Origin of the sequence: Paucilactobacillus suebicus DSM 5007 = KCTC 3549, from assembly GCF_001434475.1 — a bacterium.
GTDB lineage: Bacteria > Bacillota > Bacilli > Lactobacillales > Lactobacillaceae > Paucilactobacillus > Paucilactobacillus suebicus.
In genome coordinates this window covers 1-13,519 of record NZ_AZGF01000048.1, presented here as the reverse complement: position 1 = coordinate 13,519, position 13,519 = coordinate 1, and the positions used below count along the sequence as shown (strand labels likewise).

The window sequence follows — 13,519 nt, the reverse complement described above, 5'->3', positions numbered from 1 at the left end:
CGAAACTTTGTTCAGTTTTCAAAGGTCTACCTTGATTGTTCATGATGTAAATAGTATATAAATACACCACCAAATCGATAAGCGTATCAAGCGTTTATCTCCTCGACAACAACAAATATCATACCAATAAATCAGAGACCGGTCAAGAAAAAAATTGAATATTATTCAAAAAAAGGTGCTGTATCCATTTCAACAGTTTCAAACAAGTGATGTAACTCACTAACGTCAACAAAGCTCAATGATTCAAACTCATTACATTTCTCTACTACCTTGTCTTCAAAATCGTGAATAGAAAAAACAAATAACGTTTGCTTCTCACTATCTAAAGTAATGGAAAGTTCTTCAAGTCTTAAACATTCAACATCAATGCCAATTTGTTCTCGATAATATGCCAATGTTGTCGCCAATGCTGTCATATCATTAGAAATATCAACTGAAAGAAAATGATATGGTTTATCACCGTCAACCAAGAAATTAGTCTTTTTTTCATTACTAATAACGATAGTACTTGCAACCTTTGTCAAATTCATCTCTCCTAACTAAGTCACTAAATTCATAAACTTCACTAATTATACTCAACCACGCATATGTAAGTCCAGTATATTAAATAATTCTGAAATTCTTTCTTTTCTTATAATTACTTAAAAAAACATGATATACTTACTTTCGTTATAAATTAAGTAAAGTAGCCCTAAACGTCGCACCAACATAAAAAGGAGATTTCTTATTGTCAGCCTTAATAGATTTCATTCTACACATTGATACCCACATTGTTTCAATTGTTAACACCTTTGGAAATTGGTCATATTTGATTCTTTTTGCAATTGTGTTTATTGAAACCGGGTTAGTAGTAGTACCATTTTTGCCCGGTGACTCGCTTTTATTTGCAGCAAGTGCTCTAGCTGCCAATGCTAATTATCACCTTAGTATTGGCATATTCATCGGGATGTTTCTAGTTGCTTGCATTGCTGGAGATTCACTTAATTTCCTTATTGGACATAAAATTGGTAAGAGTTTGTCTGATCATTCTCTTTTCGGCAGGCTTATCGATAAAAAAAGCCTTGCTCGATCAGAACTTTTTTTTGAAAAGCATGGTGCACCTGCCATCATCCTAGCTCGATACATGCCAATCATCAGAACCTTTGCTCCGTTCGTATCCGCTGGGTCAGGATTCCCATACAAGAGATTTATTAAATTCAGTTTAATTGGCTGTATCTCATGGGTTCTATTGTGTACTCTTTGCGGCTACTTCTTTGGAAATTTACCATTCGTGCAAGCTCACTTCTCAGCAATCATCCTAGGGATAATCGTTGTGACGCTTATTCCAGCTGTAGTAGGATTCATCCGTTCAAAGTTCAGCGTTACTGATGCCGAATAGAATTTTTTAACTGCCAATAACCACAAAAATATAAAATTCCAAGTTCAATTTCAACTAACACAAGAAACACCAACACACAAACAATAAAAAAGTTCTCAGTTAACACATTAATTATTGGATCAGTACGAGGATCAAAAGCCCAATCTTGGTTGCTAAAAACAATTTCATGAAACTTGATGAACAAATTGTTAAAATTTACAACTAATAGTGTGCTAACTGTCGGGAAGAATATACTCCAACCCTTGATTGGAAGCATCAGTTGCCACAACTGCTGCTTCTTTTTTTTACCCCATAGCCAAGGAATAGACACCATTCCAAACAAAATTATGGCGACCTCATTAATATCAAACAAAGATTTTACATCTTCAAAATGGTGGGTTCCAGAAGCAGACATTGGTATGTATTTAAAAACTAAATTTTTATCAAACGGCCACTGTAAATACAAAATTAATCTACCATAATCACGAACACGGTTAGCATGTGTTGTTCCGCTAATGCTTGTGTGACTCAAGGCAAACATAATCCACGAAAAATTTAAGGTAATAAAAATAGCAATGCTAATAACGAACAGTATCAAACTGCACCATAAAAGCATTGCTATTATATTATTTTTAATGTTGATCAAAATTCCATTCATCTAAAGTATCCACCTGATAAGTTGGCTTTATTTTTTGTTTTGCTATATCTTTCTTAGTAGATAATCCTGTATACACAAGTAGTGTATCCATACCAACATTTATTCCAGCACTAATGTCCGTTTTATAGTTGTCACCAACCATCACAACATCTTCTTTGTTCAGGTTACTTTTTTCAAGAGCCATTTCCATAATGATTGTTTCGGGCTTACCAATCATGATTGGCTTAGTTTGTGTAGCATATTCTACGAGCTTTACTAACGAACCAGCACCAGGGACCATGCCTCTCTCATTTGGCAAATTGCTATCTGCGTTCGTACCAATAAACGTCGCACCATTTCTAATTGCTAAAACTGCAACTTCAAATTTATGATAAGTGACATCAGAGTCTAATCCAACAACGACATAATCAGGATTCTGATCATAAAAAGTAAAGCCTTTATTAACTAGTGCTGTTTTTAAACCACTCTCCCCAATTGCATACACTTTTCTAGATGATTTTGTTGCAATATGATCAAGATAATCCGCAGTTGCTAAAGCTGTCGTATATATGTTCTCACCCGTAACATTAATATTATGATTGGTCTTTAAATTGTTTGCAACAAACTCAGGAGATCGTGTACTGTTGTTTGTCACAAACATGACTTTCAAATTATGCTCTTGCAATCGCTTTACGAACCTTGCGGCTGCCGGTATCTGATCTGATCCTTTATAAGTCGTCCCGTCTAAATCAATAAAATATCCTTGGTATTGCATACATTCTCCTTAATTACTTGTGTCGAATAACAAATCTTTGTTGCTTTTTATTTTCATCAACACGAACAGCTTCTTGATCATGACGCTTACCTACTGAAGGCTGACTCACTTTGCGTCGTCTTTCTCTAATTTGCGGAGTTGAACCATGTTTAGCATTGTTATTGGCATGTTTATGGGCCGTGTTGCTCCGCGCTGAACGATGATTTTTATTTTGAGAATTGGTTTTGCGCTTATCATGGCCGTTAACATTTTTATCGCTTTTTTCGTGTGAATTATGTGATGTATTTTTTGAATGTCTTCTTTTTTGATGTTCACTAGGTACCTGAACATCCAAATTTTGGATAATAAAATATGCACAGCCAAAATTGCAATACTCATATAGATAGTCCTGAATATCATCTTCAGATTGTAAAATTTGTGTTTGATGATTTCCCTCTGAATAAAAGCCTTTCAGACGTAATTGATCAAATCCCCAGTCACCGACAATGTAATCATATTTACTGAGAATAGTACTATATCTATCTGCCAATTTATCAATATCAAATGCATTTTTATAATCAATTAAAACTCGATATGGATGCCCATTAATCTTAAAGGCATCTTCACTTTCTCGCTCAATTTTATAAATGTCGGCACGCTGTTCCTGCCGTAAATCAATTAAATCTTGAATCTTTTGTTTATTCAAATCATCCCTCCTTACTATCGATCGGATAATGTTTGGACAAGTAGTCCGACACAACATCTCTGAAAAACCTATTGTACATTAACTCATTATCTCCAGCAATTTCTATCGTTGGAAAAAAAGGAATAAATAGATAGTGATCCAAACTAGCAATTGAATAACGCTTAAAAACGTCAACTGGCTTTCCATCAAAAAAAACCTGTTGATTGACAGGATCATACTCTATGCCATCATAAAAAATTTCTCCAAATATTTTACCACGAAAGCCCATTCCTTTTAATGGAAACCGTCTCAAAAAATTACGATTTTTTTCCACTTCTCTAACTAGCCTAATTAAGTTCTCGCCAGATAATGTAACTTTCATAACATGCATAGCATGAGGTAACATTTCGTGCATTTGATTTCTGTCAACAATACCCGCATTAATACCCGTTAAAAATAACCCGGTATTTAGTAATGATGCTTTGGTGCCGGCTGCTTCTTGAATAGCCTTTAATCCAACATGTACAAGATGAGTATTATTTTCAAAATCCACGGAAAGATCATTTGGAATCTTAGCAATTTTCTGTTTTTTTAACAAAGATTCTCCTTGTTCCAAATAACCACTAATTTCCTCATGATCCCCAGCATTTTCAGGTAATTGCTTAGTCATTGTAACACGCGCCTGTGATGTAATAACATTGTGCTTTGATAACTCTAGATCAATTTTACCAATGTACTGGCCATACTTTCCCGCTGCTGCAAGTAGACTTCCCTTCACCCGCTTACCATGTTCCAACAAATGGTGAGTATGGCTACCAATAATGACATCAAACTCAGAATACCTAGTTGCAATTTGTTCATCAACTGAGAGGCCTAAATGCGATAACAATATTAACACATCGTACTGTCCCTCGATTTTTTTCAGTAAATATGGGATAGCTTTAAACACACTAATGGGATGCCATCCTTCCAATGGATACGTCAAAACAAATGGAGCAGTTAGTCCAAGAACGGCCACCCTAGTCCCTTGTTTCGTTGTGATGATTTTGTATTCTTCTGCAAAAGAAGGTATTTGCCGATTAGTTTGATCTAAAAGATTACCTAATATAACGTCAAAATTAGCCTGTTGATATAAATCATTCAACTGGCTTTTAGTATTGCCCAAACCTTCATTGTTGCCGATTGTAACTCCGTCATAATGAATTTCATTTAACATTTGCACATTAGCTTTTCCATCGGTTGCCTCTGATAATGGATGGACCCGATCCATTGCATCCCCAATATCAAATGTAAGAACACTAGTATTTTCATCAGTTAAAGCTTCTTTTTGGGAAAGCAAGTATCGACGTATTTTAGGCCAATTTTCAAAATGAGAGTGCATATCATTCGTATGCAAAATTGTTATTTTTTCAACCATTCTCATTCCTCCACTGATAAATACAATTGATATTTCAAAGTTTAATAATGTTCAAAATTATCTTCTCTTCGCAAAATCAATTGCTTTACGATCAACCATTTGCTCAATATCTTGCATTGAAAATGGTGTTCCAAACGGAAGTTTGTAATCTAAATAGTCGGTTTCTGGAGTATCAATACCGACATTAATATTTTCTTTTGCAGAAACCGCATAATGATGTATATGCCCATGTAAATTAATAATCTTTGGGGCGATACCCAGCATCATTGGATAGTGAGTCATATAATATTGGCGATGATCATATTTAATCAGAACCCCAACATCGTGAAACTCAAACTTAGGTTTACCATTTAATAAATAATTGTTTTTATCTAGGAATTTAAATAAATCACGATTATCGTGATTACCCTTAACCAGTACTAAATTACCATTTAGTTTATTTAATACTTCCAATACAGCTAAATTGGATTTCTGTGCCGGTTTTGTAAAATAAAGAGCAATGTCTCCCAAATGGTACACAGTATCGCTTGGCTTAACTCGGTCATTCCAGCTGTCAATTATACACTGATTCATATCCTCAACTGTTAAAAATGGACGTGGTGCAAAATCACTTATTCCTAAAAGATCTTTATGAAAAAAATGAGTATCTGCGGTAACAAAACGCATTGGATAAACTCCCCTAATTCGATTATTTAATAATAAAAAAGAATCAGGTACATTACCTGATTCTTTCATTATAGCTCAATTAACTATTTTTTTAAGCGTTCAACGTCGCGAGCAATCATTAATTCTTCGTCAGTTGGGACCAATAGTGTCTTAACTGTAGCACCATCTGCAGTTAAATCACGTTCTTCACCACGGATTTGGTTTTTATCACTATCAATTCCAACTCCGAAGAAGGACAATCCATCAGCTATGCTTTGGCGAATTTCAATATCGTTTTCACCAACACCAGCAGTGAACACCAAAACATCTAAGCCGTCCATTTCAGCAACATATTGACCAATGTAACGAATTACACGGTTGATCCAGATGTCACGAGCAAGTTTAGCACGATGATTGGTATCCATAACCTTTTCAAGGTCACGCATATCGGCTGATACACCTGAAAGACCAGTTAAACCAGACTTATGATTTAAAGTATCAATCATTTCATCTGAAGATATATTTAACTTACCTTCAAGCCATGCAATTAAAGAAGGATCAACATCCCCAGAACGAGTAGCCATAGTAATACCGGCTAATGGGGTGAATCCCATCGATGTATCAAATGATTTACCATCCTTAATGGCTGTAATTGAAGCACCAGCCCCAAGGTGCAAAGTAATCATTTTAAGATCTTTTAAATCTTTTCCAAGCATTTCTGCCGCACGAGCAGAAACATATCGATGACTGGTACCGTGTGCACCATACTTACGAGCACCATACTTTTCATACCATTCATATGGAATACTGTAAAGATAATTTTCTTCAGGCATTGTTGTGTGGAACGAGGTGTCAAAAACAGCTACAGATGTAATATCCGGTAAAATCTTCTTAAATGCTTTAATACCAATCAAGTTGGCTGGATTATGAAGTGGAGCATAATCTGCTAGTTCATCAATTTTTTCCATAACATCATCGTCAATTATTACGGAATCCTTAAAGAATTCACCACCAGCTACGATTCGATGTCCAACGCCAGTAATTTCTTTGAAATCTTTTATGATATTAAGTTTGATCAATTGATCAAGCAAATAATTAATAGCCACTTCGTGATCTGTGGCTTGAATTGTATCTTTAAGCTTCTTACCATCATACTTAATGCTAACAAAGGAATCCTTTAACCCAATTCTCTCAATGACACCTTCAGCGATGACCTTCTCACTGGGCATTTCAAATAATTTAAACTTAAGGGTTGAACTCCCCGCATTAATGGCAATAGTCTTTGACATACTATAATATCTCCTTTAAACATCCAAATTTGTTTTTACCCAATTATCAATCTCTGCCATAAAGCCAGCAAATTCTTTTTGGTTGCTAAAAGATGGAAACTGTCCTAATAGGACCTTAGCAGCCTGATGACTGCCTGAACCACGTCTTTGTAAAACCAAAATAGATTTTTGCGCTTGTTTAGTTTTGAATAATTCACTAGGTAAATTAATAAAACCTTGTAAATGAGCCTGACGTTGAATCCATTCAATAAATTGTTTTGATTCTTCCGTCTTAAACAAATCACTTGGTACTAAGAATACACCAAACCCAGCGGGCTTTAAATAGTTCATTGCCTGCTCAATCATCAAATGATGAACATATGAATGACCTTTTTCAGCTCTAGTTTCATAATTTGTTGTATTTGAATCAATTGGGTAATAACCAACTGGTAAATCTGAAACAACAAAATCACATTGCGGAAGATCTAAAGAATCAATGGCATCTTGATGATAAAGATCAACATCAAGTCGTTGTAAAGCAACACTATTGCTTGCAATTGCAAGCATCGAGTCATCATTATCAATCCCATAACCCTTGGCGGACTTTCCAGTAGTTTTGTTTAAATAATTGATAACCGTTGTAAGTAAATTACCACTACCAACACCCAAGTCAAAAATAGAGTATGGTTCATTTTTTACACCTATTTTTTGCAACAAATTGGCCATTAATAATCCGATTGTATCTGGGGTCATTTGGTGATTTGGCTGAATGGCGTCTTGTTTCTCTGCTTTTAACATACATAACTGAATAACATTTCTAACAGTTTCAGAATCTATGTCCTTTAAATTCAAGTCACCATAAATATCCGTCAGCTTATCAACAATTTGCCTATCTGGCTTTCCACCTTCAACTTGAATTTCACCTGTTACAATATTATCAGTACTTTCTATCAAAGCATCCAAATAAGAAGTAGAAAGTGCTTCCTGTAGTAAAACCACGGAAGAATCAATTTGCTTAAATAATTTTTCAGTAATTTCTTGTGTCAGCTTTCTTTCACTCCAATCATTATAAAAAACTTAGACTACCACACCAGTTTACAGATTTTGGATGTCAAATTCAAGGAGCAGGTTTAGGGTTACTTATATATTCATAACCATCGTTCAAAACCACTTTTCCTGTGTCATCATTATTAAAAGTCCCAATACTAAATTTTTGTGACCCTTTAAATTCTTTGTTAGTCAAATTTATCATTGACTTGCAAAGCAGTTCTTTTTGCAAACGCACGTACGTTGAACGTTGATCACTAAAACGCTTATATAAAAGAATTTGAGCACTTGTTATCAGACCGATGACAATCAAAACATTTATCAATATATATCCCGATCTTTTTTTCATTTCTTTGAAATTACCTCAGCTGTTGAAATCAACTTAACAAATCCCGATCTTTCAATATTATTATGCATTTTAACAGTAATGCTTACTTGTGATTCATTAGCCTTTTTTAGTGTATATGAATTGACATGTTCCATTAAAGGTAAATATCCACCATCATCCGTTGTTAAATATAGGTGACCATCTTTACATTCAAGACGGTACAGTTTGTGTGTCACTTGGCTAATCATAATTAATTTCGTACTTGTACAGTCTTTTAGTTCAAATTTATGTTCATTTGATTCAAGTTCACGCATAAAAATATACCATTGAATATCATCATTATAATTAATTTTTTCAACAGAATTAAAATTAACAATTGTAAAATTAATCAAAAGTACAGCCATCGAAGTAACCATTAATGCTAAGGCGCATTCCACTAACGTAAAACCAAACCTTTGTTTCATTTTTTATTAATCACCAGCTTAAGTTTAGATCCACTCATGACTCTAACACCGTGTTTATTAACATTTACCCTATAATTTTCTCGAATAATATTTATATCGGAATGTTTTAATTCGTATTCATCCGTGGCTTCTTTGGCAATTCTAGCAATCTTAATCTCTTCTTTTGCGTGACGCATTTCAGAAATTAACTGATATTCTGAAATGAAAAACCATGTCACACATACCGATAATAATGTTAACACAACAATACTGTCTGCCATTATGAATCCTTTAGTTGTCCGCGACATAAAAGCCACCCCAGGCAAATTGTACCTTCATTTTGTATTGTTTATGATACGTACTTGAATAAAATTTTTGCGTACCAGCCTGAACATACCCATTAGGCATCATAACTAATTTTTTAAATGAAATAACCTTAATGGTACTAGGAATTTTTATTCTTTCATGGTAGGTCTTCTTTACTCTCCTGTACTCGCTCCATTTAAATAGTATTGAGTTGTCTGTAGGTTGATAGTCAATCGAAGTCGCACCAATACCGCACTGTGCTCTCGATTGACTTGCTTGCCAATTTTGTTTCATTTCCTGCCAAAAATGTCTCTCTGCGTTAATCTGGGCAGTTCGTTTCATTGAAACTGATCCAAATGAAAAAACCAATGTCACAATCGATAGAACAATTATCGACTCAATTAGCGTAAATCCAGAATGCCTAATCATTTTTTCTGAATTGCTTTATCACCAACAATCTCAATATCTTCGTTTTGTGCTTTGCTTACTTGAGACTTGGTTAAATAGTCACCCTTTTCTAAAGTTTCAAAACTAATAGCATCACTGCCGTTTTCGTTTTCGTATAAATCTATCTGCGTTTGGACAACCGATACCATTGCGTCTTTATGTACCCCAGTGGCGTGTTTTCTCTGTGATGCCAAATTAGGCAGAATAATTAGTACAAGAAGACTAATGATGAAAAGTACAATTGACATTTCAATTAAAGTAAATCCTTTTACTTTACGCAATAAACTCTTATTTAATATTTTTTTCATTGTTAATAAATCCCTTTCATTGATTGGTAGATTGGTAACATGATCATTAGGTAAACTGCAATAATAAGCATAGCAACAAACCCGAATAGAATTGGCTGCACCATGGTTAGTAAATGTTCAATTGATTTTAATAAACGACTGAACAGTATCTTACTAAATACTGACAACTGTTTGCCTAAATTTTCTACTGTTTCTCCCTTATTAGTAAAGACAATTAATTCTTCTGGCAAGTAAGGATAACGTTTAATTAAGCTGGTTGGATTTTCTCCGTGTTCCAATATTTGATTTAATTCAGAACCTAATTGATGAAGTAAAGAGCTTTGTTCGTACTCATCAAATAAATTACATATTTCTTTAATACCCATTCCATTTTTTAAAAGTAGGGAAAAATTAGCAATTAAGTAATAACCAAAATACAACTTATATGTTTTCCCAAGTATCGGTAAGTGACACATTAACGACACTTTATTCATGGTAGAAGATTTTGACCACTTATAAACCACGTACATCGCGATTAAAACAGCCATTATTAAAAATGACCAACCAATCACTGATAAGTAAGGCAACTTACCAGTATTTACGCTCTGTTCATTTTGCCATTCGGATAATTCTGGAAACACAAATAGTTTCAAACCAATCATTAAAAATCCTAATAAAGCGAACAACATCATAGGATACTGTAGTAGCGCCTTCAGCTTTTGTTTTTGTCTAACATTAATTCTTAAAAATTCTCCAATTTGGTTGATAGATTCTTTTAAGTCTCCATGTTTTTCGGCAATTAACAACTGGTAAAATGTATCTCTCCCTACAAAATCTTTTAAGCTCTTTGCAAACAGTTCGCCTGACTCCATTTTATTATTAATAATGTTGAAAATTTTTTTATGTTTTGGCATTAAAGTACTAGCATATGAAATGGATTGCTTCAAAGAAAAACCAACATCAAGTAAATCCGCCAGTAATGTAAACCATTTTGCTTGATCCTTTAAATGAAATTTATCCCAATAAATATTTTTTTGCCGTGTGAGTTGTAATTTTATGTTGTTCAACACATTTCTCAAGGCCAATTCTCCAATCTGCGGTCATTTTATTTGATCTCACATCTGAGTTATTAATGGCAAATTCAAGTTTATCCTTGTAAAGCATGTCATAAAGCACAGCTGAGCCTTCTGAAACTGTTGGTATTAAACGTTGATAGCAAACAGACGTTAATACCTGAGACAAGTAATGACGTTCAATTCCTAGTTGTTCCATTCTAGTAATCGTTCCAAAAACGTTTTGAGCATGGACAGTTGATAAAACTAGATGACCACTTAACGCAGCTCGTACGGCCATTTTTGCTGTTTGTGGGTCTCTAATTTCACCAATAATAAATGCCTCTGGTCGATGTCTAAGGCCAACTTTCAATAAATTATCGTAAGACATGTTTGCTTGATCGTTTACTTGTAATTGAATAAACTGGTCTTCTTCAATTTCGACAGGATCCTCAATTGTCATTACTACTTGATCTTTCATGGCCTCCTTTGCAAGTTTATACATTGTTGTTGTTTTTCCTGATCCCATTGGTCCAGAAAATAATACTAAACCTCTTGATGCAACAATCTTTTTCAATTTGCCAAATTGATCGTCAATCAATTCATGATTGTTTAAACCATTTAACTGGTAAATAAAACGAATAACTAACGACTCCATCCCTCTGAAATCTCCGACTGATGATAATCTCAAATTAACATCAATATTTTTAAATTTCTTTTTCAATGATCCAACTTGTGGACGTCTATGTTCACTGACTGCCATATTAGCTTGGTATTTCAGATAGGCAATAAATTGTACACCATCATCGATGCTCAATTTTTTAATTGGCATTATAGTAACATCAGAATGAAAAATAATTTTGTAATTTCGACCGTTAGGCAGTATATACATGTCAGCAACGCGCTCATTGATGCATTCATTTAGTATATGCATTAGCTCTTTACTTTTAATATTCATCCCTCCTTCTATGTATAAAGTACGAGATTAAAAACATTTACCATTACATGAATATACAAGAAAGGGATCGTGATAACACGATCCCTTTCTTTGCTTGCCCTTTTACGGTTCGTACGAGACTCGAACTCGTGATCTCCTGCGTGACAGGCAGGCGTCCTAACCAGCTAGACCAACGAACCAATTGCGGGAGCAGGATTTGAACCTACGACCTTCGGGTTATGAGCCCGACGAGCTACCAGACTGCTCCATCCCGCGATAATTTTTGACTTTCCTCGATCATGCACTTTCGTGCATGTCTTGATGACCCGTACGGGATTTGAACCCATGTTACCGCCGTGAAAGGGCGGTGTCTTAACCACTTGACCAACGGGTCATTCTACGGAGAAGGAGAGATTCGAACTCTCGCGCCGCTTACGCGACCTACACCCTTAGCAGGGGCGCCTCTTCAGCCACTTGAGTACTTCTCCAATGGGCCTAAATGGACTCGAACCATCGACCTCACGCTTATCAGGCGTGCGCTCTAAACCAGCTGAGCTATAGGCCCATTAAAGCGGGTGACGAGAATCGAACTCGCGACAACAGCTTGGAAGGCTGTGGTTTTACCACTGAACTACACCCGCATGGTCTTGCTTTCTCTCCAATGGCGCGGGACGGAATCGAACCGCCGACACACGGAGCTTCAATCCGTTGCTCTACCAACTGAGCTACCGAGCCATAACGGTTCGTACGAGACTCGAACTCGTGATCTCCTGCGTGACAGGCAGGCGTCCTAACCAGCTAGACCAACGAACCAATTGCGGGAGCAGGATTTGAACCTACGACCTTCGGGTTATGAGCCCGACGAGCTACCAGACTGCTCCATCCCGCGATAATAAAAAGGAGGATGAGAGATTCGAACTCTCGCGTGGTTTGACCCACCTGACGGTTTTCAAGACCGTTCCCTTCAGCCAGACTTGGGTAATCCTCCATTATTCACATACACCTGTCCATCTCTCAATGGACCTTGTAGGACTCGAACCTACGACCGGACGGTTATGAGCCGTCTGCTCTAACCAACTGAGCTAAAGGTCCAGCTTTTGCACATTTCCGGCCTATCGCGGCGGGGGGGATCGAACCCTCGACCTCCCGGGTATGAACCGGACGCTCTAGCCAGCTGAGCTACACCGCGAATCTGAACAACTTCGTTGTTCGTTGAACTAAATAATCAATTGGCTAACTGATTACCTATCGGGAAGACAGGATTCGAACCTGCGACCCCCTGGTCCCAAACCAGGTGCTCTACCAAGCTGAGCTACTTCCCGTTATTCAATGCACCCAGTAGGAGTCGAACCTACAACCTTCTGATTCGTAGTCAGACACTCTATCCAATTGCGCTATGGGTGCATGTTAATGCCGAGGACCGGGATCGAACCGGTACGGTCATCACTGACCGCAGGATTTTAAGTCCTGTGCGTCTGCCAATTCCGCCACCCCGGCATAATTTTTGAATTGGCAAAGCGGAAGACGGGATTCGAACCCGCGACCCCCACCATGGCAAGGTGATGTTCTACCACTGAACTACTTCCGCATGTTTGATGCCGACTAGAGGATTCGAACCTCCGACCCCCTGTTTACAAGACAGATGCTCTGCCAACTGAGCTAAGTCGGCATTTTCAATGCCTGTCAATTGTGTTAATCGACAATGAGCCGTGACAGTCTCGAACTGTCGACCCTCTGATTAAAAGTCAGATGCTCTACCAACTGAGCTAACGGCTCAATGGAGGATACAGGGCTCGAACCTGTGACCCTCTGCTTGTAAGGCAGACGCTCTCCCAACTGAGCTAATCCTCCATTTTCGCATGGCAACGTCCTACCCTCGCAGGGAGCGATCCCCCAACTACTCTCGGCG

General features: G+C 36.7%; 16 protein-coding genes, 19 tRNA genes and 1 pseudogene. 1 reads left to right on the top strand and 35 read right to left on the bottom strand.

What is annotated here, in order from left to right; translation table 11 throughout:
- Window positions 1-161 precede the first annotated feature (161 nt).
- On the bottom strand, window positions 162-530 hold the full coding sequence (locus tag FD16_RS11885; RefSeq protein ID WP_156403258.1) for a Rossmann-fold NAD(P)-binding domain-containing protein: 369 nt from the start codon (window positions 528-530) through the stop codon (window positions 162-164).
- A 197-nt stretch (window positions 531-727) separates the two neighbouring features.
- Here FD16_RS11885 and FD16_RS11880 point away from each other — a divergent pair, with 197 nt between their 5' ends.
- The gene (locus FD16_RS11880; RefSeq protein WP_010623319.1) at window positions 728-1,378 is read left to right on the top strand and encodes a VTT domain-containing protein; all 651 of its coding nucleotides are present in this window, start codon (window positions 728-730) and stop codon (window positions 1,376-1,378) included.
- On the opposite strand, the gene FD16_RS11875 is transcribed toward FD16_RS11880, so the two are convergent.
- From FD16_RS11875 to FD16_RS11715, 34 genes and pseudogenes are all read right to left on the bottom strand, one after another.
- Entirely contained in the window at window positions 1,362-2,015 is a 654-nt protein-coding gene (locus FD16_RS11875) for a TIGR01906 family membrane protein (RefSeq protein WP_010623318.1), read from the bottom strand. The genes FD16_RS11880 and FD16_RS11875 overlap by 17 nt on opposite strands.
- The gene (locus tag FD16_RS11870) at window positions 1,990-2,769 is read right to left on the bottom strand and encodes a TIGR01457 family HAD-type hydrolase (protein ID WP_010623317.1); all 780 of its coding nucleotides are present in this window, start codon (window positions 2,767-2,769) and stop codon (window positions 1,990-1,992) included. The genes FD16_RS11875 and FD16_RS11870 overlap by 26 nt, the downstream gene beginning before the upstream one ends.
- Before the next feature lie 13 nt (window positions 2,770-2,782).
- The gene (locus FD16_RS11865; protein ID WP_010623316.1) at window positions 2,783-3,454 is read right to left on the bottom strand and encodes a YutD family protein; all 672 of its coding nucleotides are present in this window, start codon (window positions 3,452-3,454) and stop codon (window positions 2,783-2,785) included.
- A gap of 1 nt (window position 3,455) precedes the next feature.
- The gene (locus FD16_RS11860; protein ID WP_010623315.1) at window positions 3,456-4,850 is read right to left on the bottom strand and encodes a bifunctional metallophosphatase/5'-nucleotidase; all 1,395 of its coding nucleotides are present in this window, start codon (window positions 4,848-4,850) and stop codon (window positions 3,456-3,458) included.
- Window positions 4,851-4,907: 57 nt separating this feature from the next.
- On the bottom strand, window positions 4,908-5,516 hold the full coding sequence (locus FD16_RS11855; RefSeq protein WP_010623314.1) for a metallophosphoesterase family protein: 609 nt from the start codon (window positions 5,514-5,516) through the stop codon (window positions 4,908-4,910).
- An 83-nt stretch (window positions 5,517-5,599) separates the two neighbouring features.
- A complete protein-coding gene (locus FD16_RS11850; RefSeq protein WP_010623313.1) occupies window positions 5,600-6,784 on the bottom strand; it encodes an acetate/propionate family kinase in 1,185 nt (394 codons plus the stop codon).
- Window positions 6,785-6,799: 15 nt separating this feature from the next.
- Window positions 6,800-7,810 (bottom strand): N-6 DNA methylase, encoded by a 1,011-nt coding sequence (locus tag FD16_RS11845; RefSeq protein WP_076625641.1) that lies wholly within the window; start codon window positions 7,808-7,810, stop codon window positions 6,800-6,802.
- A 70-nt stretch (window positions 7,811-7,880) separates the two neighbouring features.
- Window positions 7,881-8,159 (bottom strand): hypothetical protein, encoded by a 279-nt coding sequence (locus tag FD16_RS11840; RefSeq protein WP_010623311.1) that lies wholly within the window; start codon window positions 8,157-8,159, stop codon window positions 7,881-7,883.
- Entirely contained in the window at window positions 8,156-8,602 is a 447-nt protein-coding gene (locus FD16_RS11835) for a ComGF family competence protein (protein ID WP_010623310.1), read from the bottom strand. Before FD16_RS11835 ends, FD16_RS11840 begins: the two co-directional genes overlap by 4 nt.
- Window positions 8,599-8,862: a hypothetical protein gene (locus tag FD16_RS11830; protein ID WP_056938564.1), complete on the bottom strand. Its 264-nt coding sequence runs from the start codon at window positions 8,860-8,862 to the stop codon at window positions 8,599-8,601. Before FD16_RS11830 ends, FD16_RS11835 begins: the two co-directional genes overlap by 4 nt.
- A 10-nt stretch (window positions 8,863-8,872) precedes the next feature.
- Entirely contained in the window at window positions 8,873-9,229 is a 357-nt protein-coding gene (locus tag FD16_RS11825; RefSeq protein ID WP_235778187.1) for a hypothetical protein, read from the bottom strand.
- A 15-nt stretch (window positions 9,230-9,244) separates the two neighbouring features.
- A pseudogene (locus FD16_RS13380) lies at window positions 9,245-9,316 on the bottom strand (prepilin-type N-terminal cleavage/methylation domain-containing protein); the annotation flags it as partial.
- The gene (comGC, locus tag FD16_RS11820; protein WP_010623307.1) at window positions 9,313-9,642 is read right to left on the bottom strand and encodes a competence type IV pilus major pilin ComGC; all 330 of its coding nucleotides are present in this window, start codon (window positions 9,640-9,642) and stop codon (window positions 9,313-9,315) included. The gene comGC and the pseudogene FD16_RS13380, both read right to left, overlap by 4 nt.
- Before the next feature lie 2 nt (window positions 9,643-9,644).
- Window positions 9,645-10,691 carry a competence type IV pilus assembly protein ComGB gene (comGB, locus tag FD16_RS11815; RefSeq protein ID WP_235778189.1) on the bottom strand — a complete coding sequence of 349 codons (1,047 nt, stop codon included), beginning with the start codon at window positions 10,689-10,691 and terminating at the stop codon, window positions 9,645-9,647.
- Complete coding sequence (gene comGA / locus FD16_RS11810) at window positions 10,636-11,631, bottom strand: competence type IV pilus ATPase ComGA (RefSeq protein ID WP_010623305.1); 996 nt, start codon at window positions 11,629-11,631, stop codon at window positions 10,636-10,638. The genes comGB and comGA overlap by 56 nt, the downstream gene beginning before the upstream one ends.
- A gap of 105 nt (window positions 11,632-11,736) precedes the next feature.
- Window positions 11,737-11,810: transfer RNA gene (locus FD16_RS11805), tRNA-Asp, on the bottom strand.
- Window positions 11,811-11,812: 2 nt separating this feature from the next.
- A tRNA-Met gene (locus FD16_RS11800) sits at window positions 11,813-11,886 on the bottom strand.
- A 46-nt stretch (window positions 11,887-11,932) separates the two neighbouring features.
- A tRNA-Glu gene (locus tag FD16_RS11795) sits at window positions 11,933-12,004 on the bottom strand.
- A gap of 6 nt (window positions 12,005-12,010) precedes the next feature.
- Window positions 12,011-12,098, bottom strand: a tRNA-Ser gene (locus FD16_RS11790).
- Window positions 12,099-12,100: 2 nt separating this feature from the next.
- A tRNA-Ile gene (locus FD16_RS11785) sits at window positions 12,101-12,175 on the bottom strand.
- A gap of 5 nt (window positions 12,176-12,180) precedes the next feature.
- A tRNA-Gly gene (locus FD16_RS11780) sits at window positions 12,181-12,251 on the bottom strand.
- A 21-nt stretch (window positions 12,252-12,272) separates the two neighbouring features.
- Window positions 12,273-12,345 (bottom strand) — tRNA-Phe (locus tag FD16_RS11775).
- A 4-nt stretch (window positions 12,346-12,349) separates the two neighbouring features.
- Window positions 12,350-12,423, bottom strand: a tRNA-Asp gene (locus FD16_RS11770).
- A 2-nt stretch (window positions 12,424-12,425) separates the two neighbouring features.
- Window positions 12,426-12,499 (bottom strand) — tRNA-Met (locus FD16_RS11765).
- 9 nt (window positions 12,500-12,508) lie between these two features.
- A tRNA-Ser gene (locus FD16_RS11760) sits at window positions 12,509-12,598 on the bottom strand.
- Between the two features lie 30 nt (window positions 12,599-12,628).
- Window positions 12,629-12,702, bottom strand: a tRNA-Ile gene (locus FD16_RS11755).
- Between the two features lie 23 nt (window positions 12,703-12,725).
- A tRNA-Met gene (locus FD16_RS11750) sits at window positions 12,726-12,799 on the bottom strand.
- Window positions 12,800-12,858: 59 nt separating this feature from the next.
- Window positions 12,859-12,932: transfer RNA gene (locus tag FD16_RS11745), tRNA-Pro, on the bottom strand.
- 8 nt (window positions 12,933-12,940) lie between these two features.
- Window positions 12,941-13,014: transfer RNA gene (locus FD16_RS11740), tRNA-Arg, on the bottom strand.
- Between the two features lie 7 nt (window positions 13,015-13,021).
- Window positions 13,022-13,107, bottom strand: a tRNA-Leu gene (locus tag FD16_RS11735).
- Between the two features lie 19 nt (window positions 13,108-13,126).
- Window positions 13,127-13,198, bottom strand: a tRNA-Gly gene (locus FD16_RS11730).
- A gap of 8 nt (window positions 13,199-13,206) precedes the next feature.
- Window positions 13,207-13,279, bottom strand: a tRNA-Thr gene (locus FD16_RS11725).
- Window positions 13,280-13,313: 34 nt separating this feature from the next.
- Window positions 13,314-13,386, bottom strand: a tRNA-Lys gene (locus tag FD16_RS11720).
- Between the two features lie 2 nt (window positions 13,387-13,388).
- Window positions 13,389-13,461: transfer RNA gene (locus FD16_RS11715), tRNA-Val, on the bottom strand.
- Window positions 13,462-13,519: the final 58 nt, after the last annotated feature.